Here is a 25,421-nt window from a genome sequence, read left to right as displayed (position 1 = left end):
GCGATCGGATGAAGTAGCGGGAGCAGGATTATGGCAGAGGTCAGCAGAAGTCAGGTTGAAAAGGCGCTCGAGGCCGTCATTTATCCTGGCAACGATAAGAACATCGTCGCGCTTGGCATGGTCTCGGAAATCTTCATCGCCGACGGCAAGGCGTATTTTTCGATCACTGTGCCCGCCGACAAGGCGCCGGAAATGGAACCGCTCAGGCTTGCAGCCGAACGGGCTGCCAAGGGTGTGGAAGGCATTGCCGGCGCGGTTGTGGCGTTGACGGCCGATCGCAAACCCGGCCAGCAGCAACCCGCCCCACCGCGCCCGGCGGCCGCACCCGGTCGGCCCGCCGCCGGACCCGGTCGGCCCGCCGCCGCGCCCGGTCGGCCCGCCACGCAGCCCGGCTCGTCGAAGGTTGGCGTTCCGGGTGTTAAGTCCATTATCGCCGTAGCTTCGGGCAAGGGCGGAGTGGGCAAGTCGACGACATCGGTCAATCTCGCACTTGGCCTGCAATCGCTCGGCCTCAAGGTCGGTATGCTCGACGCCGATATTTACGGCCCATCACTGCCGCGATTGCTTAAAATTTCGGGTCGCCCAAAACAACAGGAAGACCGCATCATTCTTCCCATGGAGAATTATGGGCTGAAGGTCATGTCCATGGGCTTTCTGGTGGATGAGGAAGCAGCGATGATCTGGCGCGGACCCATGGTGCAGTCCGCCCTGATGCAGATGCTGCGCGAGGTGGCTTGGGGTGACCTGGACGTGTTGGTGCTCGACATGCCGCCCGGCACCGGCGATGCACAGCTGACCATCGCCCAGCAGGTGCCGCTCGCCGGGGCCGTCATCGTCTCCACGCCGCAAGATCTGGCGCTCGCCGATGCGCGCAAGGGCATCACCATGTTCCAGAAGGTAGAGGTGCCGCTCCTCGGCGTCGTGGAGAATATGAGCTACTTCATCGCCCCGGACACCGGCGCGCGCTACGATATTTTCGGCCATGGCGGCGCGAAGGCGGAAGCTGAAAGGATCGGGGTTCCCTTTCTCGGCGAGGTGCCGCTCACCATCTCCATTCGCGAATTGTCGGACGCGGGAACACCTGTTGTCGTTGCCGATCCCAACGGTCCGCAGGCTGCGATCTATCGCGATATCGCTGAAAAAGTCTGGGCGCGCATCGGGACGAGCGAGCGAAAAGCCGCGCCGAAGATCGTTTTCGAATAACGCGCCGGGCATGGCTCATACTCGGCGACGCATCTGCCTTCTTTAAATAGATGTTCGAAAACAGAAGGTTATCCGGAGGTACACGATAGCGTTTCTGAATTCGAGCTCAAGAAATGCTTCGCCTGCAATGCTGTTGCGAAAAAATATTGCTTGATTGCATTCCGCTTTGGGCGCATACGCCTGCGCCGTTTGGCTCTTGGTCCATCGGGCTTTCGGGATTGGGTGATCCCGCTCGTTCCGTCGTTCCCTGAAGTGTCGTCCAAAGGTTTGCCGACCGCAAACAGGATATGTTAAGCAGCATTGCGGTAAGCCTGCGATGCGGAGCGGAGAAACGGATTGATAAAAGCCTATCGCGCCAATTGCGAGGCGATCAGCCTGTCGGCACACGACGGCTCCGGACCGATTCCCGACGACATCGTCTGGATCGATCTCGTCAATCCGGACAGGGCGGAAGAGCAGCATGTGGAAAAGCTGCTGGGCGTCGAGCTGCCCACACGCGAAGACCTGAAGGATATCGAGCCCTCAAGCCGACTCTATATGGAAGACGCCAATGTCTTCATGACAGCGTCTCTGGTGTGGAAGGCGGATTCGGACGATCCGCGCCTGACCGACGTTGCCTTTGTTCTGGCCGGCAACCGTTTGGTGACGATCCGCTATGCAGAGCCGAAATCCTTCCATCTTTTCATCGCCGCCATTACCCGCGCGCCCCATGAGATGCGCAGCGGCACGGCGCTGCTATTGAAGCTGCTCGAAACCATTGTCGACCGCACGGCGGAAATTCTCGAAAATTCGGTCGCCGGGATCGATAATCTCGCTGCGGATATTCTGGGCAGCCAGGCCCGTTCCAAGCGCAAGGCGCCGCGGTATCTCGAGGATCGTCTTAGCAATATTGCTGCCTATCATCGGCTGATTTCGAAGGTCCGCGTCAGTCTTGCATCGCTGGCGCGGCTGCAAACGTTCTTTTCCACCAGCGCTCAGGCGAGCGCGGACAAGGGCGCAAGGGAGCAGGGCAAGTCCATCGGGCGCGATATCCAGTCGCTGAACGAACATGCCTCCTTCGTTTCGGGCAATCTGACGTTCCTGCTCGACGCCTCGCTTGGCATCATCAATATCGAGCAGAACGGCATCATCAAGATTTTCTCGATCGCTTCGGTCGTGTTCCTGCCGCCAACGCTGGTGGCCTCCATCTACGGAATGAACTTTCAGCTCATGCCGGAGTTGAACTGGACATTTGGTTACCCACTTGCGCTAATCGTCATGGTGCTGTCCGCAATCATCCCGTTTCTCTTTTTTCGTTGGAAGGGCTGGCTCTGAGGAGCCAGGATCATCATGTCCCAGATCGCTGACAAGGATGTTGCCGAGAAGCCGGATGCGGATGACGCGCACAAGAACAAGGGGCTCTATGCCGCCATCCTTGGTTCCATCGGCGTCGTTTATGGCGATATCGGCACCAGCCCGCTCTACGCCTTTCGCGAAGCTTTGCGCCCCATCGCCTATGACGGCGTGACGCAGGAGGAAGTCATCGGCCTCACATCGCTGATGATCTGGTCGCTGACGATCATCGTCACCTTTAAATACATCACGCTTTTGCTGCGCGCCGACAATGACGGCGAAGGCGGTACGCTGTCGCTGCTGGCGCTGTTGATGAAGACCGCCGGCACGCATCGCAGCGTCCTCATCGTGCTTGGACTCATCGGTGCAGCGCTGTTCCTCGGCGATGCCATGATTACCCCGGCGCTTTCAGTCCTTTCGGCGGTGGAAGGCCTGAAACTCGTCACGCCGGAAATGGACGCCTTCATCATTCCTATTTCGGTCGGCATCCTGATTGGCCTCTTCGCGATTCAGTCGCACGGCACCGGAACGGTCGCGAAATTCTTCGGGCCGATCACCGCGGTCTGGTTCCTGGTGATGGGCGGTGCCGGCCTCATCCATATCGCAGACGATTTTGGCATTCTCTTTGCCTTCAACCCCTGGCATGCGGTGGAGTTTCTGGCCAATGAAGGTTTTTACGGCATCGTCGTTCTCGGTGCGGTGTTCCTGACGATCACGGGTGCGGAAGCGCTTTATGCAGACCTCGGCCATTTCGGCCGCCGCCCCATCCAGTGGGCCTGGTTCTGTCTGGTGTTTCCCGCGCTGACGCTGAATTATCTCGGGCAGGGCGCGCTGGTTCTGAAGGACCCGGCGGCGATGTCCAATCCCTTCTATCTGATGTTCCCGCAATGGGCGATCCTGCCCGCCGTCATTCTGGCCACCGCCGCCACCATCATTGCCAGCCAGGCAGTGATAACGGGCGCGTTCTCGCTGGTTCGTCAGGCGATCCACCTCGGCTACCTGCCGCGCATGGAAATCCTCTTCACCTCGGAGACCAACACCGGGCAGATCTACCTGCCGGCCGTCAACACGATCCTGCTGTTCGGCGTTGTCGCGCTGGTGCTGACCTTCAAGAGTTCCGATGCGCTGGCGACCGCTTACGGCATTTCGGTCACCGGCGCGATGGTCGTCACCAGCCTGATGTTCTTCGAATTCGTGCGCAAGCGCTGGCAATGGTCGATCTGGCTTGCCCTTGCGGTGCTGACGCCGCTTCTGGTGCTGGAACTGATTTTCCTTGGTGCAAACCTGCTGAAAATCCACGATGGCGGTTATGTGCCGGTGCTCCTGGCGATCGCCTTCACCATCATCATGACGACCTGGCAGCGCGGCTCGAAAATCCTGTTCGCAAAAACCCGTCGTGGTGACGTGCCATTGAAGGCTTTCGTTGCTTCGGTTGAAAAGGAAAGCGCTCATGCGCCGGTGCGTGTGCCTGGCACCGCGATTTTCCTTACCGGCGATCCGGACGCAGCCCCAGCCGCCTTGCTGCACAATCTCAAGCACAACCACGTGCTGCATGACAAGAACGTCATCCTGACGATCCGCACCGAGGATCAGCCGCGCGTTCATCCTGAAGATCGCTACACGCTGACGAAACTTAGTGACCGGTTCGCTGTGGTCGAACTGCATTTCGGCTTTATGGAAACCCAGAACGTCACACAGGCGCTGGGCTATCTGCGCCGCACCGGGTACAAGTTCGACATCATGTCGACCTCGTTTTATCTCGGTCGCCGCAAGCTGGTGCCGGACCCCAAGTCCGGCATGCCGGGCTGGCAGAACCGCCTGTTCATCGCGCTCGCCGAAACCGCCGCCGATCCCTCGGACTATTTCCGCCTGCCCGCCAACCGCGTGGTGGAACTCGGTTCACACGTCGTCGTGTGACGGGGCAGGCATCTCCTCGATGTAGCTGGGCGATCTCGGTCTCTCCGTCATGCCGGCCTTGAGCCGGTATCCAGCCAGCCCAAATCTTTTGGGGTGAAAGGGGTCTTTACGCGCGCCGACGCGTCTCCGCTGGATTGCGGCTCGAGGCCGGAATGACTGATGTGGAGATGTCCTGCCTGGCCGTTATGATCGGCACATGCGAAATCGACTTCACGCCTCGGCATCAGAATATGCTCACACTTTAACGTGAAGGCATCTTCCATCGCAGCGTTAACCATCCATCAAGGTTAATAAGAGATTCTCGAACACCTGTAGAAAATTCGGTTGTTGGTGTTCGGAGTGCTGGTTTTGCGTTCGAAAAAAGTCATGCGTCGTCGGTCCCCCGCGTCCTTTCCGGGATGGGCGTCCAGCTGGACGTCACCCGTCGTCTTCGGCCTTGCTGCCTGGCTTGTCTTTCCTTCGCTTGCCGCGCGGGCGGATCTTGCCTCGCTACTGGCAGGCCTGGATAAAGGCGGCGAACAATGGCGCATGGTGCTGACCGCCTCTCCGGCCGGCTCCACGCACAATGCCTCCCTCACATTCAACGATGCGCAGGGGGACGAGGCGCTGCATGGTGGTGGCATGACCCTGCCGGATGGCAGCAAGGTTGCTTTCGTCACCAACAAGAAGGGAGAGACGACAACGCCTGACAGCGAACGCGTCAACCGTGCCGCCAAGAAGGGCCGCATCGTCGCCACCGAAATCATGCAGCCGCCGAAGGCCTTCACCGCGGGTTCGGTGCTGCAGCGCACCTCGATGCTGGATATAGAGCCGCTGAAGCGCAAGGATCGCACCGCCTTCGTCAAACCGAAGCGCGGCAAGGATATCGAACTCGCCTCCTTCTATTTCCGCCGCGACGAGAAGAAGGCGGATAAGAGCGTCTCGCCGATGCTGGCCGAACTCATTACCAACCGCACACCGGACATTCTCGCCACCGCCTATGCGCCGGCCGAACCGGACTTCGCCCGCGAATCCCCATTCGACGCCATTCTTAAAAAGCCGGAGACCGGCCGCTTCGTGCCGCAGATCAACCCTGATGACCACGCCTGGGCCGCAACGCCGTTGCCGGCAGCCGTGTTCTCTCCGGCCGAACAACAATGCCTCGCGTCGGGCATCTATTTCGAGGCGCGCGGTGAGTCCGTTAAAGGTCAGGCGGCGGTGGCCCAGGTCATCCTCAACCGCGTGCGCAATCCCGCTTATCCAAAAACCATCTGCGGCGTGGTTTACCAGAACAAGGACTGGCGCAACCGCTGCCAGTTCTCCTTCGCCTGCGATAACATCAAGGACCGCGTGAATTCCGAGCGCCATTGGAAGATGGCGCGCGAAGTGGCGATGGCGACCACGGCTGGCAAGATCTGGCTGAAGGAAGTTGGCTCCGCCACCCATTATCACGCCGTCTATGTGCGTCCGGCCTGGGGCAAGACCATGAAGAAGGTCGGCAGAATCGGCCTGCATGTCTTTTACCGTACCTATGGTGGCGGCTGGAGCTGATACCACCGGCATTTTGTCGCATTTTGCGTGTCAAAAATGCCGATTCCCCCACGAAACATCGCCCTTAAACTGGGATTTTGAGTCAAGCCATTGTTTTTGCATCATTAATTTGTGCTGAAACAACCGTCATCTGTGCCTTGACTAGAGAAGCCCCTAAAACTATGTTGCGCGCGACTTCAGAGCGGGCTGGAACAGGCTTAATCCGTCACCGTTTACAACTCCAAAGGGTTCTGGCATGGCTGGAACGGAGAAAATGGGTGGGATTCTAAGATGACTGGCAACCGTGACGATAGTCTGGACGAGCGCCGCAAGCGCCTAGCCGACGAGTTGGCAAAGGTGAAGGCGGATGATGAGGCGGAAGTGAGGGCGGAGACAAATGCTGCGGAAAGCCGGAAAGGCTTTGCGATGGCGGTAAAGCTCTCATCGGAGTTCATTTCGGCCATCGTGGTCGGCGCTATGCTGGGTTATCTTCTGGACTATTTTGCCGGCACGTCGCCGTGGGGGATGATCGTTCTTCTTCTTCTCGGTTTCTGCGCAGGCGTATTGAATGTGTTGCGCTCGACCGGCGCGGTGGCCAAGCCGCCGCTGCTGGAGAAGGCGGACAGACAGGACGAGGGTGGAAAACGCGGCCTTTAAGGCTGTTTTTCCTTACAGTTGAGATGCCGCGACAGGCGGCGACAGGTAAAGAGGGCAGCCGGTGGCAAACGATCCGACCCATCAGTTCTTGGTGCAGCCGATCATTCCGATCGAAATTGGCGGCGTCGATTTTTCCTTCACCAATGCGTCGCTCTTCATGGTCGCGACCGTGGCTGCTGCTTCGGGTTTCCTTTATTTCGCAACGTCGAACCGCGGTCTTATCCCGACCCGCATGCAGTCCGTTGCCGAAATGTCCTATGAGTTCATCGCCTCCATGCTGCGTGAAGGCGCCGGCAAAAAGGGCATGGTGTTCTTCCCCTTCGTTTTCTCGCTGTTCATGTTCGTGCTGACGGCAAACCTGCTCGGCATGTTCCCGTATTTCTTCACGGTCACCAGCCAGATCATCGTTACCTTCGCGCTCGCCTGCCTCGTCATCGGTACGGTCGTCGTTTACGGTTTCTACAAGCACGGCCTGCATTTCTTCGGCATCTTTGCCCCCTCGGGCGTGCCCAAGGCGCTTCTGCCGCTTGTGGCGTCGATTGAAATGATCTCCTTCCTGTCGCGTCCGATCAGCCTTTCCGTCCGTCTTTTCGCGAACATGCTGGCCGGCCACATCACGCTTAAGGTTTTCGCAGGCTTCGTCGCCTCCATGAGCGCGCTCGGCGCGCTCGGCGTCGGCGGCGCAGTCCTGCCTCTCATCATGACGGTCGCCATGACCGCTCTCGAATTTCTCGTTGCCTTCCTGCAGGCTTATGTCTTCGCGGTACTGACTTGCATGTACCTGAACGACGCCGTGCATGGTGGTCACTGAGAAGTAAAGTCGCTGGCCCCGGAAACGGGCGTCAAAAACAGCCGCAACAACCTATATCTCAAGGAGTCTCACATGGAAGCGGAAGCAGCAAAGTACATCGGCGCAGGTCTCGCATGCCTCGGCATGGCTGGTACGTCCCTCGCACTCGGCCGTATCTTCGGTGATTACCTGTCCGGCGCACTGCGCAACCCCTCTGCTGCCGACAGCCAGTTCGGCCGTCTGGTATTCGGCTTCGCCGTTACGGAAGCTCTGGGCATCTTCTCGCTGCTCGTTGCTCTCCTTCTCCTGTTCGCTGTCTGATAACGGCATCAGGTCTGGATCACGGCCCGCAACGATAGCGTGCCGTGATCCTTCGCATTTGCAGTCCCCCCTGGAGGTGAGCATGTTCGTGACCGAGGCTTATGCCCAGTCAGCACCGACCGTAGGTGAAACGCATACGGAAACTCCGGCCGTTGGCCAGCCGCAACCGGAAGCCACGCACACGGAAACCGGTGTAGCGCATGGCGCCGAGCACGGTTCTTCCGGCGTTTTCCCGCCGTTCGACCAGTCTACTTATGCATCGCAGGTCCTTTGGCTGGCGATTACGTTTGGCCTTTTCTACCTGCTCATGCAGAAGGTCATCGTTCCGCGCGTTGGCGGCATTCTCGAAAACCGTCACGGACGCATTGCACAGGATCTCGACGAAGCGGCACGGCTGAAAGCCGAAGCCGACGCAGCCGTCGAAACCTATGAAAAAGAACTCGCGGCAGCCCGCGCCAAGGCAAGCTCGATCGGCGCCGCGGCCCGTGACGCCGCTAAAGCCAAGGCCGATGCCGACCGCGCCGCAATCGAAGCCGGTCTGGCGGAAAAGTTGGCCGCCGCTGAAAAGCGCATTGCAGGCATCAAGGAACAGGCATTCACCGATGTCGGCGCAATTGCCGAGGAAACCGCGACCGCGATCGTCAACCAGCTGGTTGGCGCCAAGGTCAAGGACACGGACGTGAAGGCAGCGATTGCCGCCGCTTCGAACGTGAAGGGAGCCTGACATGGCATTTGATGCATCATTTTTCGCTCTCGTCGGTCTCGTTCTCTTCTTCGTCCTGATCGCTTACCTCAAGGTTCCGGGCATGCTCTCCAAGTCTCTGGACGAGCGCGCGCAGAACATTCAGGACGAGCTGGCTGAAGCGAAGCGCCTGCGTGAAGAGGCCCAGCACCTGCTGGCCGAATATCAGCGCAAGCGCAAGGAAGCCGAAGCCGAAGCCGCCGGCATCGTCGCCGCCGCTGAACGCGAAGCCGCAGCGCTGACCGAAGAAGCCAAGCAGAAGACGGAAGAATTCGTCGCCCGCCGCACGGCTCTTTCGGAACAGAAGATCAAGCAGGCCGAAGAAGACGCCATCGGCGCCGTCCGCGCTGCCGCCGTCGACATCGCCATCGCCGCTTCCGAGAAGCTGCTGGCCGAAAAGACGACGGCCGCCGCAAAGGCCAAGCTTTTCACCGCCACGATCGGCGAAGTGAAGTCGAAGCTGAACTAACACGCGACCATAAGGCCTTGGATGGTCATAAAATTGGAAACCCCTCCAGTCCGCTGTGAGGGGTTTTCTTTTGATCATCTGCCTCACGCATGTTGACGATGGTGACTGCCCTCGTTTGCGCTGCTAGCATCGTCAGGTGGTGGATGCACGAGTGACGGAGGTCGAAGTTTGGATTTCATGAAGGTACTGAAATCCCTCGAAGATCTGCTTTATGAGCTGGTTTCGTGGCTTGTGTTTTATCCGATGACCATGTGGCGATCCGTCGTCAGTCCACTCAGTATGATGCGTTATGCCGATACGGAACTCGATGACCGGCTTGAAGATCAATATGACGATACGCTCAGCCCGCCGCTCTTTCTGCTGATAACATTGCTTCTGTCCCAAGCGCTCACCGCATCGCTCCCCTCGATATTCGATGCCAACCTCGCGGCCAGGCAACTGGGCTCCGGGTCGAACCTGCTTATTGCGCGAGGGGTCATATTCAGCGTCTATCCTCTGTGCATGGCGGTCGCTGCGCTGCGTTTGAGAAAGATGCGCTTGACTCGCAACTCGTTGCGACCTCCATTCTTCAGTCAATGCTACGTAACAGCACCCTTTACGCTGATCCTGGTCCTCGGGTTGGATGTGGTCACCATGCCGGGTGGACAGGGAATGACCTTCGGTCTCATGACCGTTGCACTTGCCGCCCTCTGGTACGCCCAGGCGGAAATTCGCTGGCTGCGCGGCGAACTCCGCATTGGCCTCATCAAATCGGGCCTGATTTTCGCCGCCGCCTTTGTTGTGGCGAGTTTCGTGGCGCTCGCGCTTGCGCTGCTCATATCGATTGAAGCGAGCACCATCTTCTCGACCATAAGCGGGCAGGCCGGATGATATGACCCATCATGCTCGGGGCCATCGCGCAAAAACGGGAGGAAAGCCATGAAAATCAACGATGCGATCAAAGTTGACCTGCAGAACTCAGTGCTCTGCTGGCTGGCAACCATCGACGACAATGGTACGCCCAGTGTAACGCCAAAGGAGATATTCACCAGCTACGGTGACGACCACATCGTCATCGCCGATATCGCGTCGTCGCATAGCGTTCACAACGCTCTAGCCCGACCAAAAGTGTGCGTTAGCTTCATTGACGTGTTTCGTCAGAAAGGCTTCAAACTCACCGGCCATGCCACGATCCTGCCTCCCAGTGACACCGATTTTGACGCCTTTAGTGTCGATCTGCGCCGTATGGCAGGCGATGATTTTCCGATCCGGAATGTCATCGCGGTCAAAATCGACCGCGTTTCCCGAATTTGGGCGCCAAGCTACAAGCTCTTTCCCGAACGCAGCGAGAGTGAAAGAATGCAAAGCGCTTATGAGACCTACGGCGTGCGGCCTATACAGGCGCTGCCATATCAAGAATCTTGATCGGAGCGATAGTCCGACCACGATGGATTTCTGTCCAGGGCGAAATTAGTCTCGTCGTAGCCCATCGCGTGCAAATCTTAGAGATCCTCAATCCTATCAGACACGGTTGGCGATCAACCTGAAAGGTTCATCATGCCTCTTCTCGACAATATCGCTGTTCACCCAATTATACAGCCCGACGGTACCTTGTATCGCGATACTGTGTGTCTGAAGAATGTTGTTGATCATCCGAGAATGGAGATGGGGACTTTGGCTATTATACCCACCCCTGCAGGATAGAAGACACCGCGTTTATCCTCGCGCCCAGTAACGACAGATGAGGCCGCAATGAATGTGACGGAGAATGATAGTACCGAACTGAGGCCCCAAGACGATGGAAGCGCGGATCACCTGCTTGGAATGGAAGTGCCACGCATCGCTTTGCAGGCGACAGATGGAACTACCGTGGATCTTTGCAGTCCGGGGCTTTCTGTGGTCTATGCCTATCCTCGGACGAGTCCTCCGGGAGGGACCGCACTTGACGGGTGGGACGCGATCCCCGGCGCGAGAGGTTGCACACCGCAGTCCTGCGCGTTCCGAGACCATTTCGTTGAATTAAAAGAATTAGGTGTCAGTCATCTATTCGGCCTGTCGACCCAAACCACGGAGTATCAACGCGAAGCCGCGGAACGGCTCCACCTTCCGTTCCCACTTCTTTCCGATCATTCGCTTCTCCTTGCATCGGCCCTTAGCTTACCAAGGTTCCACGCCGGTGGCCTGATCCTGTTACGAAGGCTAACGATGATCATCCAGACCGGTGTTATCAGGCATGTCTTTTATCCCGTGCACCCGCCGGAAAAGAATGCAGACGCGGTGATCAGTTGGTTGAAAACCAATGGTGTTGCCGAGACGGGTCCATGACTTGTCTGCGTCGATGGCGGAAGTTTTAGGTGGAGCCGCATCACCCGGCCACTATAATTCCCGCTTCAGCGGCCGAAAGCTCATGCGGTGCAGCGGACAAGGCCCGTGGCTTTCGATGGCGCGTAGATGGGCGGGCGTGCCATAGCCGGCGTGGCCTTCGAAGCCATAGGATGTGTGCACCACGCCGGCCCGTTCCATCATCCGGTCGCGGGTCACTTTGGCGACGATTGACGCGGCGGCGATGGAGAGGGAGCGGGAGTCGCCCTTGATGACGGCCCTGGATTCGCAGGTGATGCCAGGTGGCCGGTCGCGGCCGTCGGCCAGCACGAGGGCGGGAGGGATTTCGAGGCCGAGCACGGCGCGGCGCATGGCGTCGAGGCTCGCGCGCAGGATATTCATCGTGTCGATCAGGCCTGGGCCGGAGGAGGCGACGGAAACAATCGAGCTTTCCATGATCTGGACGAACAGGCTCTCTCGTTTCTGCTTTGTCAGCTTTTTGGAATCGTCCATACCCTTGGGGATATTATCGGGATCGAGAATGACGGCGGCCGCAACCACAGGGCCGGCAAGCGGTCCCCGGCCGGCCTCGTCCGTACCCGCGACGGGCCAGAGACCTTTCTTTTTTGCCTCCAGTTCGAACGAGAAATCCGGGCCGGTTTCGGCGATATCGAAAAGGGCAGGAGAATCGGGTGTGGCCGTGCGTTTCATGCGGCGAAACTCGCATACACACCCGATCTCCTGCAAGCCCCCGGAAGCGGGCGATGACAGGCGCGGGGAGCCGGGGTCAAGGGGCGTGGCTCACCGTGCCCTTAAGGTCGTCATGACCTCGATCCTCCAATGGGGCGGCGGAGGAAAACGATCGCACGCGAGGCGGCGGATCCGGGGGCTGTGTCCGGCGGGCCAGGGAAACCAGCCGGGCATGTCATCGAGAGCAACAGGTGAAAAGGTTGATGCTCATCTTTTGGAATTCCGTTTATGAGAGGCTTAAAAAGCCTCCTGTTGTCGGCGAGTTATCATCCTGATCGACAGCCTCATCGGGCTGGAGCCGGGAGTCGCTATCGCGCTCGAATAAGATCCTCGGCTGAAACCAAAGGGGAGGTTGAATTCTTCCGTGCATCGATTACCCCCAGTCACTTTCAGCGTCCGGCTCTCAAAGCAACGACAATTGCACGCCCGAACCACCGGGTGGCACGAAGAGATCGTCGCGCAGGTGAATGGCCCGTCGGACAAGTCCAAGCCGCTTCGTCGCCATTTCGAAACGACGACCGATCTGCCAGGCATAGGGGCCTTCGCCTTTCATGCGCTTGCCAAACTCCGCGTCGTAATCCTTACCGTCCCGCATGGATCGTACCAGCGACATGACATGGCGGTACCGGTCGGGATAGGTGCGCAGCAGCCAGTCGCGAAACAGAGGGCTCACTTCCAGCGGCAGGCGCAACAGCACGTAGGAAGCCTCCGTCGCGCCGGCGGCCTTGCCAGCCTCGAGAATGCGCTCGATTTCGTGATCGTTAAGGGCTGGAATGACGGGCGCCATCATCACGGCCACGGGAATGCCGGCCTCTGTCAGAGCCTTCACGGCCTCCAGCCGCTTTTCAGGTGTCGCGGCGCGCGGCTCCATGTTGCGTGACAACTTGCGGTCCAGCGTCGTCACGGACATGCCGACCTTGGCGAGCCCCTTCTTGGCCATCGGCCCGAGAATATCGATATCCCGTTTGATGAGCGCTGATTTTGTGACGATAGCGACGGGGTGATCGGCCTCTGCCAGCACTTCCAGTATCTGCCGCATGATGCGCCATTCGCGCTCGATCGGCTGGTAGGGGTCGGTGTTGGTGCCGATGGCGATCACACGCGGCTTGTAACCCGGCTTTGCCAGTTCGCGCTCCAGAAGTTTCGCGGCATCCGGCTTGGCGAAGAGCTTCGATTCGAAATCGAGCCCGGCGGAAAGCCCCATATAGCTGTGCGTCGGCCGAGCGAAACAATAGATGCAACCATGTTCGCAGCCGCGATAGGGGTTGATGGAACGGTCGAAGGGGATGTCTGGCGACTCGTTGCGGGTGATGATGCTGCGCGGTTTTTCCACCTGCACTTCCGTGCGGAACTCTGGCATATCCTCGAGCGTCTGCCATCCGTCGTCGAAAACCTCGCGCTGCAAGGCTTCGAAGCGCCCGTCGGGGTTCAGTCCGGCGCCCCGACCGCGACGGCGATCGATCTCGATGCGCAGGCCGGATGCATCGGCGATCGCATTGGCCATGTCAGGCATATGGCCTGGCTGAAAGGCAGCCTGCCCGTCAAGCGTATGGTTTCTCATCTGGATGCTCCCAGAGCGCCACGCGCCGCAAAAGGCACGCTCAACGCCCTAAACCGTGTCCTTCGGAAGCGACAGTCAGTCGCCCTTCCAATGATTAAATTCCTACATCATCAAAGAGAACAATACAAGAACAAAAATCAAGAAAAGGCCGTTCCTGGATGGGTCGCCCCACCCGTTGGTTCATTAAACGCTATTAATGACCGGCCTGACCCGGTGTAACGAGACGCGGATTTTCCCCTTGTTGGCCCAGTGGCAATTTATTGTGCGATGCGTTAGAGCTATGCCTATGTTGACAGTCATCATGGAATGCCGGGATCAGGAACCGGAGCTGGCGCACACGCTATCTGCGCTTGTTACCGGAGCCGTGGAAGGCCTTGTAAGCGACGTCGTTATCCTCGATCACGGGTCGCGCGATGGATCATCGCGCGTCGCGGATGCGGCCGGCTGCCGCTTTTATGGGCAATGGAATATTGAGGAGATCGTGCAGTCGGCGCGTGGCGGGTGGCTGTTGTTGATCGAGCCCGGTGCGCGCCCGCAGGCGGGCTGGATCGACGAAATTCTGGAGTATGTCGCGATCTGCGCTGAGCCTGCCCGGTTTTCGCCGTCGCGATACCATCGGCGGAATATCTTCAGCCGCATGCTGCGTCGCACGCCACCACTGGAGAACGGCTATCTCCTCCCCAAAAAACAAGCGCTGTCCATCGCAAAGCCGGGCATGAGCCTGACGCAACTGGTAGCCGGGACGAAGTCGCGCCGACTGAATGCGGAACTGGCGCCCGCCTGGGCGCTACGGACGCTGGCTTAGCGCGGGTGGTCACCCCGCCAGAACCTTGCCGGGGTTCATGATACCAACAGGATCGAAGGCGTGCTTGATGCGCCGCATCAGCTCCATTTCGATACCGGGCCGGATGGCGGCGAGTTCGTCGCGTTTCAGCTGGCCGATGCCATGCTCGGCCGAAATCGAGCCGCCGAGCGACAGCACGATGCCATGCACGATTTCGTTCATCTCCCGCCAGCGGCCGATGAATTCTGCCTTGTCGGCGTCCACGGGCTGGGAGATGTTGTAATGGATGTTGCCGTCACCAAGATGGCCGAATGCGCAGACGCGGGCGCCGGGAATGGCGGCAAGCACGGCCTTTTCCGCCGTCGTCATGAATTCCGGTATTTTTGACACAGGAACGGAAACATCGTGCTTGATTGAGCCGCCCTCCGGCTTCTGTGCATCCGACATACTCTCGCGCATGTGCCAAAGCGCCTGTCTCTGCGCCTCCGATGCGGCGATGACCGCGTCCTGAACCAGCCCCGCCTCAAATCCGCACTCCAGCAGCGACTGCATCATCGTATCCGCCGTCTCTGCAGAATCGGAAGTGGAGATGTCGATGAGCGCGTACCAGTCATGCGGCTGACCCAGAGGGTCGCGCACGCCGGGAATGTGTCTGGCGGTGAACTCGACACCGATTCGCGGCATAAGCTCGAAACCGGTCAGCGCCGTGCCGCAGAGATTGGAGGCCATCTCGAACAGTTTCAGGGCGTCCCCGGTGGAGGCAAGTCCGGCAAAAGCGACCTGATGCCCGAGCGGCTTCGGGAAAAGCTTCAGCACCGCGCCGGTAATGACGCCGAGCGTGCCTTCCGAACCGATGAAGAGATCGCGCAGATCGTAGCCCGTATTGTCCTTTTTCAGCCGGCGCAGCCCGTTCCAGATTTCGCCTGTCGGCAGCACCACCTCGAGCCCGAGGCAGAGCTGGCGCATGTTGCCATAGGCCAGCACCGCCGTGCCGCCGGCATTGGTGGCGAGATTGCCGCCGATACGGCAGGAGCCCTGAGAGCCGAGCGACAGCGGAAACATGCGTTCCACTGAATCCGCGGCCTTGTGAATGTCGTCAAGAATGCAGCCGGCATCGGCGACGATGATATTGGCGACGGGGTCGATGTCACGGACGCGGTTCATGCGCTCCAGCGACAGGATGATATCGCCTCCATCGGCGCGCGGCGTCTGGCCGCCCACAAGGCCGGTATTGCCGGTTTGCGGCACGATGGGCGTGCCGGTCTCGCTGGCGAGTTTCAGGATGGCCGAGACCTCTTCGACGGAACCGGGCTTCAGCAGCAGCGGCGAAGCGCCGCGATATAGCCCGCGGTTTTCGACAAGGCGCGGCGCCATTTCCGCCGGGTCGCGCACCGCGTTCTTTTCGCCGACAATGGCGGTGAAGCGGTCGAGGAGTTCGGAGGAGGGGATGGCGGTGGTCGTCATGGGCATCTCGCTGTCTCTAAAAAACGGGGGCGAAGCTGGTAAGCGACGTCAGCCTCGCGGCGCGGCGGCGCGGGATAGGCGGTCGTTGATCGCCTCTCCGAGGCCATGGGTGGGAATGGTGGTGATGGCGATCGTGTCCGCACCGCTCGCATCGGCGGCCTTCAGATAATCGAACAGATTGGCCGCAGCCTCCGCAAGATCGCCAGCGGGGCTAAGATCGAGAACGGCATGCGCGCGCTCCTCGCCCGATATGGCGATGCCGCCGAAGCGGATCAGCGCTTCACCGGGCAGAACCGAGGTGGCATTGAGGCGCACAGTGGCGCCCGGCGCGTAATGCGAAGCAAGCATTCCCGGGGCCTCGATGGCGGCCGAGGCTTTTTCCGGCCGTTCCAGCCTGAGACCGGCGACACGCTCAATCTCCGCGGTGACGATGCCGCCGGGGCGCAGCAGTCGCACCCGGCCATCCGCTTCCACCTTGACGATGGTGGATTCAACACCAACGGAGGCGGCCCCGCCGTCGAGAATGAGATTGATCTTCTGGCCGAGGTCGGCTTCCACATGGGCAGCACTCGTCGGGCTGATCTTGCCGGAACTATTGGCGCTCGGGGCCGCGAGCGGCCTGTCGAAGCGGCGGATCAGATCGCCGGCAAAACCCTGGGGAACGCGGATGCCGACGGTATCGAGCCCGGCCGTCGCCAGCGAATGAATGCCGCTGCCGGCTTTCAGCGGCAGCACCAGCGTCAGCGGGCCGGGCCAGAAGGCCTCCGCGAGCGTCCGCGATACCGGGTCGAAAACCGCGTAACGTTCTGCCATGGCGAGATCGGCCATGTGGCAGATCAGCGGATTGAACTGCGGCCGGCCCTTTGTCTCGTATATGCTGGTAATGGCCGCCGGGTTCGTAGCATCGGCGGCAAGGCCGTAGACCGTTTCCGTCGGCAGGGCGATGGGTCGCCCGGCGGAAAGCTCGGCAACAGATGCCTGCAGGGCGGTGTCCCGCTCGGTTTCAATGTTGATATGACGCGCCATGATGCTGCCTTTCAGGCCGCTCAATAGCGTATTTCGGGCCGGAATGGAAAGCGCAATCCTGCCTTATATCGCCCTGATGATCTTGCGCATCTCTTCGGACCGCGCCCCGAGCATCAGCACGTTTTTCAGCGCTACCCGCGGGTCGTGGGTCTGGAACAGCAGGCCGCCGCGATGGAAGGATGTATCGACCGCCACCGGCCGGTCCGGAAGCGTGTTGATCGCAACGGCGAAATACATGCGGGAATACCGCGCATCGATGTTTTCGAAGAAGTTGTCGTTGCCGCTCAATTCGGCAAAGAAATTCGCGAAATAGAAGGACCAGAGGACATGGCGCTCCGCATCGAAACTGGTCTTCGCCGCCGTGACGTGACAATAGCCGAGATGCGGACGGTCATTCAAAAGATGGTGGAAGACCATTTTGGGAAAACGGATGGAGTCGTGAAAGGCGTTGAGGCGGCTATGCGTGGCATCGGCCGCCGCCTCGAGCTTGCGACCGGTCAGCGCAGCCACTTCCTCGTGGCTGTAATAGACGCGTTCGCGCGGCAGCCAGCGTTCCTCGTAACGGCTTATACGGCCGGTGCGCAGAAAGTCTGAATGCGCCGTTTTCGATCGAATGGGTGTGATCGAATGCCTGCTCGCATCGAAATAGCGTATGCGTGTCGCCTTCTCCACCGGAAGCGTCCCCGTTGCTGTCGATGCGACAAGATAGTTTAGGGCGCGTTAATACTCCGTTGCGCGCCGCCTCCCGTTTTCTGTCGGGTGAACGGCAACGAGCGCGACATGATGCGTCATATTGCGACGTTATCTGCGGCATTGAATAGCCGCCCGATTTCCCGGTGGAACAGGCTTCAGACGGGGAATTGCGCATGTCGCAATTTGTCGCCAATGCGGAAGGTAATGTCGCTGTTTGTGCTGCCGCAAATGACCGCCGGTGTTTAGATGAGGACATGGTTCCGCAACCCCGCAAATGGTGCCGGGCAAAGCGGTTTGATCGAGGATTTGGCCATGGAATTGCGTGATACCGTATTGCGCCAGCTGAAAAACCGCCGCGAAGGCTTCAGCCTGGAACAGCCCTTCTACACGGACCCGGATTACTTCAAGCTCGATATGGAGACGATATGGTATCGCGACTGGCTGTTCGTCGGCCATGACTGCGAAGTGCAGAAGTCCGGCAGCTATTTCACCGTGCAGGTCGGCGCCTATTCCGTCGTGATCGTTCGTGGTCGCGATGGCCAGATCCGCGCTTTTCACAATTCCTGCCGCCATCGCGGGTCTCGTGTCTGCACCACGCAGAAGGGTCAGTCGGCCCGTCTGGTCTGTCCTTACCACCAGTGGACCTACGATCTCGATGGCAAGCTCCTCTTCGCGCGGCACATGGGCGAGGAATTCGACAAGGGCGATTTCGGCCTGAAGCCGGTCGCCTGCGAGACAGTTGCCGGTTACGTCTTCATCTGCCTTGCCGATCAGCCGGCGGATTTCGAGCCGATGCGCAAGGAAGTCGAAAGCTACATGGCGCCGCACCGCATCTGGGAGGCGAAGGTCGCCCATGAGAGCACCATCATCGAAAAGGGCAACTGGAAGCTCGTCTGGGAAAACAACCGCGAGTGCTACCATTGCGCTGCAAACCACCCGGAACTCTGCCGCACCTATCCTGAAAACCCCAGCGTGACGGGAACGGATGGCGGCGCCAGCGACCCCGAAATCGGTGGTCACTGGGCTCGCTGCGAGGCCGCCGGCCTGCCGAGCCGTTTCAAGATCGACCCCAAGGGCCAGTTCCGTGTCGCCCGGATGCCGCTGATCGGTGAGGCCGAAAGCTACACCATGTCCGGCAAGCGTGCCGTGCGTCGGCCGCTGTCTGACGATGTCAGCATAAGCCACATCGGGGCTCTGCTGCTGTTCCATTACCCGACGACGTGGAACCACTTCCTCGGCGATCACACCATTTCCTTCCGCGTGCTGCCGCTCAGCGCCACGGAAACCATGGTCACCACCAAATGGCTGGTGCACAAGGATGCCGTTGAAGGCGTGGATTACGATCTCGAAGACCTCACCCACGTCTGGAACGAGACCAACGACCAGGACCGCCGCATCGTCGAGGAAAACGCCTTCGGCATTCGCTCGCCTGCCTACGAGCCCGGACCATATTCCATGGAAGACGAAGGCGGGGTGATGCAGTTCGTCAACTGGTATGCCGATTTCATGGTGGACCGGCTGTCCGGCGACAAGGCCCGGCTCTCGGCTGTAGCGTAATGTGAAGATGAATATGGTTGTGACGTACAAGCACATAGACGAGATGAAGCCGTGGAGCGACAAGCTCCAGCTGCTGGAATGCATTTCAGTGACGCCGGAAACACCCGACGTTATGACGTTTCTGTTCCGCTCCGAGGATCAGAACTGGTTCCGTTATCTGCCGGGCCAGTTCGTCACACTGGAATTGCCCGTGGGTGCGGAGCCGCTCTACCGCACCTATACCCTGTCTTCCAGCCCGTCGCGGCCCTATGCGCTTTCGGTCACGGTCAAGGCGCAGGCCACCAGCATTGGCACGCGCTGGATGTTCGACAATCTGAAGCCCGGCATGAAAATCCGGGCGCTCGGACCGCTTGGCGACTTCTCCTACGTTAAGCACCCCGGCGACAAATATCTCTTCATCTCGGCCGGTTCCGGCGTCACGCCGATGATGTCGATGGTGCGCGATATGAGCGACCGCGCCCCACAGAGCGACATCGCCTTCATCAACTGTTCGCGTACCCCCGGCGATATCGTCTTCCGGCATGAGCTGGAATATCTCGCCCGCTTCATGCCGAACCTGTCGCTCGGCTTTATTGTCGAAAAATGCGGCCGCACCGACCTCTGGTCCGGCCTGAAAGGCATGGTCGACAAGGCCAAGATCGCGCTTCTGGCGCCCGATTTCATGGACAGGACCGTCTTCTGTTGCGGGCCGGAACCGTTCATGGCCGCCGTCCGCTCGATGCTCGACGCCTCCGGCTTCGATATGAGTCGGTTCCACCAGGAGAGCTTTGCACCCGCCGCTCCGGTGTCGGTCGGAGAAACAGTTCTCACCGGTGCTGATGGCGAAGCGTTGTCGATGGTGGGTTTCACGCTTTCCGGAAAGGAGCTGGCCTGCCAGCCAGGGCAGACGGTGCTGATGACGGCGCGCGCCGCTGGCGTGCGCATCGGCGCTGCCTGCGAATCCGGCATCTGCGGCACCTGCCGGGTGCTGAAGCTCTCCGGCGAAGTGGAGATGAACCATAATGGCGGCATTCTCGATGAGGAAATCGAGGAAGGCTACATTCTTGCCTGCTGCTCGCGGCCGTTGACCGACGTCAAGGTGGAGGCCTGACACCACCGGCGTCTCGCTCCATCCTCTTGTACCCGGATAGTTGGCTGGAACCAAATTTTCCGAAACTCGTTTGCACGTCATCGAATTCTTTTCGGGCGGGGGCTCCCTGATCTCCGACAAGAGCACGGTGAAAGGCGCTGACAAAGGCGTCAAAGCAAATGGAGGAAGATCATGCTGAATTTCCGGACAACGAGCGTCGCTACCGCGATTGTCGTGTTCTTCACTAGCTTCACGCCATCGCAGGCGTTCCAGGTACCGGTTCCGATGACCAAGCCGGCTGTCGCGACTGAAAACGTCGTGCCGGTCCAATATCGTGAATGGGATCGCCGCCGCCATTGGGATGGCCGCCATATGCGTCGCCCGCCTCCGCACCGCGACGGCTTCTATAATGGCCACCGCGGCTATCGCGACCGTCGCCCGGGCTACCGTTACCACAATGGCTACTGGTTCCCGCTTGCTGCTTTCGCTACAGGCGCCATTATCGGCGGTGCGATGCAGCAGCCGCGGCCGGCCTATGGCGGCAGCCATGTGTCGTGGTGTCAGAACCGCTGGCGCTCTTACCGCGCCTATGACAACACGTACCAGCCGAACAGCGGTCCGCGTCGCGTCTGCGTCTCGCCCTACAGCCGCTAATTGCAAAAGCAAAAGCCCGGTTTTCACCGGGCTTTTGTCTGCGCCCGCAAACGCCGGGTTTTTGATAAACGAAGCGTGATCGGGCCGTTAATCGTAGGTTCAGCCATACGTCCCTAGGCTGTAGAGGTATACGACGCCGCCCGTACAAAGGCGGAAAACAGAACAACAGAAATTCACGTCTTACGGCCTGTCGACCGTCGTGAATGGAGGAAGTCAGATGAAAAGCTATGTGAGGAATATACTGGCTGTCGGTCTTTCTGCAATCGTGGTTGCAGGGGCGATTGTGCCGGCAGAAGCAGCCATGCCGCTGCCGGTGGCACCGAAGGCAGTCGAAACCACGGGCAATGACGCCAGCAAGAATATCGTCAACGTCCAATACTGGCGCGATCGCGATGGCTGGGGTGATCGACGTGGCTGGTACCGCGGCCATCGTGGTTACCGGGATTACCGACCGGGTTATCGTCATCACGACGGTTACTGGTTCCCGCTTGCAGCCTTTGCAACGGGCGCCATCATTGGCGGCGCTATCTCGCAGCCGCGCGAGGTATATCGCCCGGTGCCCGAATACCGTCCGCGTCCGGTGTATCGCGAATATCGCCCGGTCCGTCGCGGCGGTCTCAATCAGGCGCATGTCAACTGGTGCTATGGCCGCTACCGGTCCTACGATGCCTATAGCAACACGTTCCAGCCCTATCATGGCCCACGCCAGACCTGTTATTCGCCTTACGGCTGATAGACAGGCGAACCAGAATTGAAGAAGCCGCTCGGTCGTCGCCGGGCGGCTTTTTGCTGTCAGAGGATGCGCGCGCGCTTCAACACAAACCATGCCAGCGCCACTGAAATGACGATGAAGATACTGGCCGCCATGGTGCCGCCCGTGCCGACCGTGAACGGCAGTTCATCCGTGTTCATCCCGAAAAAGCCTGTTACAAGCGACGGCGGCAGCAGAAATGCGGTCATCAGCGACAATATATAGAGATGTCGATTGGTTTCTGACGAGAGTTTGGAATCGATTTCTTCGTGCAATAGTCGTGCCCGGTCCTGCAGCGCGTAAACGTCGTGGTCGACAGCTTCCAGCCTTCCCATCAGGCGGGAGGCGACGTCCTCGAAACCAGCGGGCATTTCGTCATCGTCAGCGGCGGAGGCGCGCCGCATCAAAGTCAGCACGGTGCGCAAATGGCGGTGCAGGCGAACCACCGTGCGGCGCAGCGGCGCAAGCCGGCGGCGCTCGTCTCGGGTCTCGCTGTCATAAACAAGATCTTCGATGGCGTTCAGCTCTTCGGTCGTCTCCATCACCAGATTGATGAGCGAGCGCTGGAATTCGGCGACGAGACCTTCAAACACATGCGAGGGTGTCAGGTAACGATTGGAGTTTTTGTCGATTGCTGCCTTCAACCGGTCTACCGAATGCAGCGGCTGCAGGCGGGTGGTGATGATGAAGCGATCGCTCACGGCAAAATGCAGCCAGCCGAAATTGCGCGTTTCCTGGTCGAACTCCCGCTGGAAGTCGACCAGCGTGCCATAGAGAGATTTCTCTTCCACGACGATGGAGGGATGTGTCTCATGGGTGGTGAGGCTCGCCCTTGCGGCCGGGTCGAGGCCGACGATGGTTTCAAGAAAGCCCGCAACGCGCTGGTCGGCGAGGTTGAGATGCAGCCAGTAGAACCCCTCATATCCAGCCATCTCCTCGAAACCGGCATCGGGCGCCAGCCGCCGGCACGGGGCGTTGCCTGGATGGAAATGATAGGCCCAGACAAGGCCGGGAATGGCAGGTGTTATGAGATCCATCGTGACAGTCCTGACCGGCTGAATGGAAAGAGCGGAGGCGTCGTCGTTCCGGTCGTGGGGCGGCAGCGGCGAGGCGCTTGTCTGCGCATGCTGAGCAAATTCACATGACAGTTTTATAACAATCCCTTCGAAGTCGCGGGAATTTTCAAATTGACGTTTACGTAAAAATCATTTAGCCCGAAGTCAGTAGCAGGATACAAAAGCTTCGGGAGGAGGCAGCATGTATAGCGCGCCGGTGGATGATATCGCCTTTACACTCAAGCATGTAGCGGGTCTTGAAGACGCGCTCTCGCAGGGTGTGCTGGGAGACCTCAGTGAAGATCTCGTCGATGCCATTCTTGAGGAAGCCGGTCGTTTTGCAACGGGAGAAGTTGCACCGCTTGCGGATATCGGTGACCGTCAGGGCGCGACGCTTGCAGACGGCAAGGTCACAACGCCTGACGGCTGGGCCGATCTTTATCGCCGCTGGGCAGAAGCGGGCTGGAACAGCCTGACCGCGCCGGAAGAATTCGGCGGCCAGAACCTGCCGCATATGCTCAACGTCGCAGCGCTTGAAATGTGGAATTCCGGCTCGATGGCCTTTGCGCTGGCGCCGACGCTGACAATGGGCGCGGTGGAGGCCCTCGTCGCCCATGGCAGCAATGATCTCAAGCGCACCTATCTGCCGAAACTCGTGTCCGGCGAGTGGACCGGCACCATGAACCTTACCGAACCGCATGCGGGATCGGACCTTGGCGCGTTGAAGACGCGGGCGGAAAGAAACAGCGACGGTACCTACCGTATCTTTGGCCAGAAAATCTTCATCACCTGGGGCGAACACGACGCGGCCGATAATATCATCCACCTCGTTCTCGCCCGCCTGCCGGATGCACCGGCGGGCACGCGCGGCATTTCGCTTTTCCTGGTGCCGAAGTTTCTGCCCGATGAAAACGGCGCGCCGGGCGGCCGCAATGACCTGTTCTGCCACTCGCTGGAACACAAGCTTGGCATTCACGGCTCGCCCACCTGCACGATGATTTTCGGCGATGGCAAATTTGGTGATCAAAAAGGCGCGCTCGGCTGGCTGGTCGGCGAGGAGAACAAGGGTCTTGCCTGTATGTTCACCATGATGAACAACGCCCGCCTTGCCGTTGGCATGCAGGGCGTGGCGATCTGCGAAGCGGCGACGCAGAAAGCGGTCCAATATGCAAAAGAGCGCACGCAGGGCAAGGCGCCCGGCTGGCAGGGTTCCGGCATGAGCCCGATCATCGAACATCCCGATATCGCCAGAACCCTTCTGACGATGAAGGCGCTGACACAGGGATCACGGGCGATTTCTTTTAGCTGCGCACACGCCATTGACATGGCGCATGCCAGCGAAGACGCCCGGCAGCGCGCTCACTGGCAGGAGCGCGCTGCCCTTCTTACCCCGATTGCGAAGTCCTTCTCGACAGATGCCGGCGTCGATGTCGCGTCCATGGGCATTCAGGTGCATGGCGGCATGGGCTTCATCGAGGAGACGGGTGCTGCGCGGTATCTGCGGGATGCCCGCATCGCGCCGATCTACGAAGGCACCAACGGCATTCAGGCCATCGATCTGGTGCTGCGCAAGCTGCCGCTCTCCGATGGCGCGCAGGTGCGCGGCTTTATCGCCGAACTGCACGAGATAGCTGCCCGGACGGCCGCTTCGAACCGCGACGATCTCGGCGAAACGGCCCGCTATCTCGAAACAAGCCTGACCGATCTTGGATCGACGACCGACTGGCTTCTCGATCGCATGAAGGCGGGCGAAACCGAAACCGCACTTGCGGGCGCGACGGCCTATCAACGCCTCTTCGGGCTGGCGCTCACTGGTGCCTATCTTGCCAAGGGTGCTTTGGTCGCCGTCGACGATGGCAGGGGCGCACATCGTGCCGCGCTATGCCGTTTCGCGGCGGAAAACCTGCTGGCGGAAACCGCAGCGCTGAAGGACCGTGTTGTCTCAGGGGCTGCAAGCCTTGCCGCTGCGCGCTCCCTCTTGGCGTAAGGAGTTTCAGATGTCGGACGATCACATTCTTATCGAGCCGGTTGGCCATGCGCCCGAGGTTCTGACCATCCGCTTCAACCGGCCCGAGAAGAAAAACGCCATTACCGATGCCATGTATCTGCGCATGGCTGAGGCGCTCAACGCCGCCAATGCCAATCCCGACATCCGCGTCGTTGCCTTTCTCGGCACGGAAGGCTGCTTTTCTGCCGGCAACGACATGGCTGATTTCCTGGCCTTCGCGATGTCGGGCGGGAAGGGCAAACTCGCGGCGCTCGAACTTCTGAAGGCGCTGGTTGCCTTCGAAAAGCCGCTGGTTTCCGGCGTGGACGGGCTCGCCATCGGCATCGGCACGACGCTGAACCTGCATTGCGACCTCACGGTCGCCTCCGGCCGCAGCCTGTTCAGGACGCCCTTCGTCGATCTCGCGCTCGTGCCGGAAGCGGCCTCCAGCCTGCTTGTGCCGAAACTCATCGGACACCAGCGCGCCTTCGCCCTGCTTGCGATGGGCGAGGGCTTTTCCGCCGAGCAGGCGTTGCAGGCGGGGCTGATCTGGAAGGTCGTCGCGCCCGAACACGTCGAAGCGGAAACGCTGGCGCTCGCCACCCGGCTTGCCGCCAAACCACAGCAAGCGCTGAAGATCGCCCGCGATCTCGTGCGCGGCAACCGGGACGAGATCATGGCGCGCATCGAAGAAGAAGGTCGCCATTTCGTCGCGCAGCTGCAAAGCGCCGAAGCACGCGCTGCCTTCGAGGCCTTCATGCGTCGTTGAGCCACAGGAAGACAATAATTCGCTCTCTGCTGGCAGCGCGCCGCAGGTTTCTTCTCCTCC

The 25,421-nt window shown here is 59.8% G+C and carries 25 protein-coding genes; 19 read left to right on the top strand and 6 right to left on the bottom strand.

What is annotated here, in order from left to right; genetic code table 11:
* Positions 1 to 30: 30 nt before the first annotated feature.
* The 12 genes from AT6N2_RS07040 (at position 31) to AT6N2_RS06985 (ending at position 11,244) form a co-directional block, all read left to right on the top strand.
* The gene (locus tag AT6N2_RS07040) at positions 31 to 1,203 is read left to right on the top strand and encodes an Mrp/NBP35 family ATP-binding protein (protein WP_209089512.1); all 1,173 of its coding nucleotides are present in this window, start codon (positions 31 to 33) and stop codon (positions 1,201 to 1,203) included.
* A 336-nt stretch (positions 1,204 to 1,539) separates the two neighbouring features.
* Positions 1,540 to 2,517 (top strand): magnesium transporter CorA family protein, encoded by a 978-nt coding sequence (locus tag AT6N2_RS07035; RefSeq protein ID WP_209089510.1) that lies wholly within the window; start codon positions 1,540 to 1,542, stop codon positions 2,515 to 2,517.
* A gap of 15 nt (positions 2,518 to 2,532) precedes the next feature.
* Entirely contained in the window at positions 2,533 to 4,452 is a 1,920-nt protein-coding gene (locus AT6N2_RS07030; protein ID WP_063947731.1) for a potassium transporter Kup, read from the top strand.
* 366 nt (positions 4,453 to 4,818) lie between these two features.
* A complete protein-coding gene (locus AT6N2_RS07025) occupies positions 4,819 to 5,982 on the top strand; it encodes a cell wall hydrolase (RefSeq protein ID WP_063947732.1) in 1,164 nt (387 codons plus the stop codon).
* A 270-nt stretch (positions 5,983 to 6,252) separates the two neighbouring features.
* The gene (locus AT6N2_RS07020) at positions 6,253 to 6,618 is read left to right on the top strand and encodes an AtpZ/AtpI family protein (protein ID WP_063947733.1); all 366 of its coding nucleotides are present in this window, start codon (positions 6,253 to 6,255) and stop codon (positions 6,616 to 6,618) included.
* A 61-nt stretch (positions 6,619 to 6,679) separates the two neighbouring features.
* Positions 6,680 to 7,429, top strand: coding sequence for a F0F1 ATP synthase subunit A (locus AT6N2_RS07015; RefSeq protein WP_004440258.1), 750 nt, complete (start codon positions 6,680 to 6,682; stop codon positions 7,427 to 7,429).
* A gap of 72 nt (positions 7,430 to 7,501) precedes the next feature.
* Positions 7,502 to 7,729 (top strand): F0F1 ATP synthase subunit C, encoded by a 228-nt coding sequence (locus tag AT6N2_RS07010; RefSeq protein WP_003494147.1) that lies wholly within the window; start codon positions 7,502 to 7,504, stop codon positions 7,727 to 7,729.
* Positions 7,730 to 7,811: 82 nt separating this feature from the next.
* Positions 7,812 to 8,453, top strand: a complete 642-nt coding sequence (locus AT6N2_RS07005; RefSeq protein ID WP_209089508.1) for a F0F1 ATP synthase subunit B — start codon at positions 7,812 to 7,814, stop codon at positions 8,451 to 8,453.
* Between the two features lies 1 nt (position 8,454).
* Positions 8,455 to 8,940 carry a F0F1 ATP synthase subunit B gene (locus tag AT6N2_RS07000; protein WP_004440269.1) on the top strand — a complete coding sequence of 162 codons (486 nt, stop codon included), beginning with the start codon at positions 8,455 to 8,457 and terminating at the stop codon, positions 8,938 to 8,940.
* A 177-nt stretch (positions 8,941 to 9,117) separates the two neighbouring features.
* Positions 9,118 to 9,810 carry a permease gene (locus AT6N2_RS06995; protein WP_233282489.1) on the top strand — a complete coding sequence of 231 codons (693 nt, stop codon included), beginning with the start codon at positions 9,118 to 9,120 and terminating at the stop codon, positions 9,808 to 9,810.
* A gap of 48 nt (positions 9,811 to 9,858) precedes the next feature.
* Entirely contained in the window at positions 9,859 to 10,344 is a 486-nt protein-coding gene (locus AT6N2_RS06990) for a pyridoxamine 5'-phosphate oxidase family protein (RefSeq protein WP_209089502.1), read from the top strand.
* 327 nt (positions 10,345 to 10,671) lie between these two features.
* On the top strand, positions 10,672 to 11,244 hold the full coding sequence (locus AT6N2_RS06985; protein WP_209089499.1) for a peroxiredoxin: 573 nt from the start codon (positions 10,672 to 10,674) through the stop codon (positions 11,242 to 11,244).
* A 51-nt stretch (positions 11,245 to 11,295) separates the two neighbouring features.
* Here the strand turns inward: AT6N2_RS06985 and AT6N2_RS06980 are convergent, their stop codons facing one another.
* Both AT6N2_RS06980 and AT6N2_RS06975 read right to left on the bottom strand, forming a co-directional pair.
* Positions 11,296 to 11,952, bottom strand: coding sequence for a ribonuclease HII (locus AT6N2_RS06980; RefSeq protein ID WP_209089497.1), 657 nt, complete (start codon positions 11,950 to 11,952; stop codon positions 11,296 to 11,298).
* Positions 11,953 to 12,394: 442 nt separating this feature from the next.
* A complete protein-coding gene (locus tag AT6N2_RS06975) occupies positions 12,395 to 13,552 on the bottom strand; it encodes a PA0069 family radical SAM protein (RefSeq protein ID WP_063947740.1) in 1,158 nt (385 codons plus the stop codon).
* A gap of 286 nt (positions 13,553 to 13,838) precedes the next feature.
* Here AT6N2_RS06975 and AT6N2_RS06970 point away from each other — a divergent pair, with 286 nt between their 5' ends.
* On the top strand, positions 13,839 to 14,357 hold the full coding sequence (locus AT6N2_RS06970) for a glycosyl transferase (protein ID WP_209089495.1): 519 nt from the start codon (positions 13,839 to 13,841) through the stop codon (positions 14,355 to 14,357).
* A gap of 9 nt (positions 14,358 to 14,366) precedes the next feature.
* On the opposite strand, the gene AT6N2_RS06965 is transcribed toward AT6N2_RS06970, so the two are convergent.
* From AT6N2_RS06965 to AT6N2_RS06955, 3 genes are all read right to left on the bottom strand, one after another.
* Positions 14,367 to 15,800, bottom strand: a complete 1,434-nt coding sequence (locus tag AT6N2_RS06965; RefSeq protein WP_209089493.1) for an FAD-binding oxidoreductase — start codon at positions 15,798 to 15,800, stop codon at positions 14,367 to 14,369.
* 48 nt (positions 15,801 to 15,848) lie between these two features.
* Positions 15,849 to 16,826, bottom strand: a complete 978-nt coding sequence (locus tag AT6N2_RS06960) for an L-threonylcarbamoyladenylate synthase (RefSeq protein WP_209089491.1) — start codon at positions 16,824 to 16,826, stop codon at positions 15,849 to 15,851.
* A gap of 63 nt (positions 16,827 to 16,889) precedes the next feature.
* Positions 16,890 to 17,498, bottom strand: coding sequence for a DUF6656 family protein (locus tag AT6N2_RS06955; protein ID WP_063947743.1), 609 nt, complete (start codon positions 17,496 to 17,498; stop codon positions 16,890 to 16,892).
* Positions 17,499 to 17,831: 333 nt separating this feature from the next.
* Here AT6N2_RS06955 and AT6N2_RS06950 point away from each other — a divergent pair, with 333 nt between their 5' ends.
* The 4 genes from AT6N2_RS06950 to AT6N2_RS06935 all read left to right on the top strand — a co-directional run bounded on the left by AT6N2_RS06950 (position 17,832) and on the right by AT6N2_RS06935 (position 21,532).
* Positions 17,832 to 19,076: an aromatic ring-hydroxylating oxygenase subunit alpha gene (locus AT6N2_RS06950; RefSeq protein WP_063947814.1), complete on the top strand. Its 1,245-nt coding sequence runs from the start codon at positions 17,832 to 17,834 to the stop codon at positions 19,074 to 19,076.
* A 7-nt stretch (positions 19,077 to 19,083) separates the two neighbouring features.
* On the top strand, positions 19,084 to 20,166 hold the full coding sequence (locus AT6N2_RS06945; protein ID WP_063947815.1) for a hybrid-cluster NAD(P)-dependent oxidoreductase: 1,083 nt from the start codon (positions 19,084 to 19,086) through the stop codon (positions 20,164 to 20,166).
* Positions 20,167 to 20,337: 171 nt separating this feature from the next.
* Positions 20,338 to 20,799: a BA14K family protein gene (locus AT6N2_RS06940; protein WP_144575640.1), complete on the top strand. Its 462-nt coding sequence runs from the start codon at positions 20,338 to 20,340 to the stop codon at positions 20,797 to 20,799.
* Between the two features lie 217 nt (positions 20,800 to 21,016).
* A complete protein-coding gene (locus AT6N2_RS06935; RefSeq protein ID WP_209089489.1) occupies positions 21,017 to 21,532 on the top strand; it encodes a BA14K family protein in 516 nt (171 codons plus the stop codon).
* Positions 21,533 to 21,591: 59 nt separating this feature from the next.
* On the opposite strand, the gene AT6N2_RS06930 is transcribed toward AT6N2_RS06935, so the two are convergent.
* A complete protein-coding gene (locus tag AT6N2_RS06930) occupies positions 21,592 to 22,587 on the bottom strand; it encodes a transporter (protein ID WP_209089488.1) in 996 nt (331 codons plus the stop codon).
* Between the two features lie 220 nt (positions 22,588 to 22,807).
* Between AT6N2_RS06930 and AT6N2_RS06925 the strand changes: the two genes are divergently transcribed.
* Positions 22,808 to 24,592 carry an acyl-CoA dehydrogenase gene (locus AT6N2_RS06925; RefSeq protein WP_209089487.1) on the top strand — a complete coding sequence of 595 codons (1,785 nt, stop codon included), beginning with the start codon at positions 22,808 to 22,810 and terminating at the stop codon, positions 24,590 to 24,592.
* A gap of 10 nt (positions 24,593 to 24,602) precedes the next feature.
* A complete protein-coding gene (locus AT6N2_RS06920) occupies positions 24,603 to 25,361 on the top strand; it encodes a crotonase/enoyl-CoA hydratase family protein (protein WP_209089485.1) in 759 nt (252 codons plus the stop codon).
* Positions 25,362 to 25,421 lie beyond the last annotated feature (60 nt).

Source organism: Agrobacterium tumefaciens, assembly GCF_017726655.1.
GTDB lineage: Bacteria > Pseudomonadota > Alphaproteobacteria > Rhizobiales > Rhizobiaceae > Agrobacterium > Agrobacterium tumefaciens_B.
The sequence above is the reverse complement of the archived record's forward strand: the minus strand, read 5'-3'. Positions and strand labels throughout refer to the sequence as shown.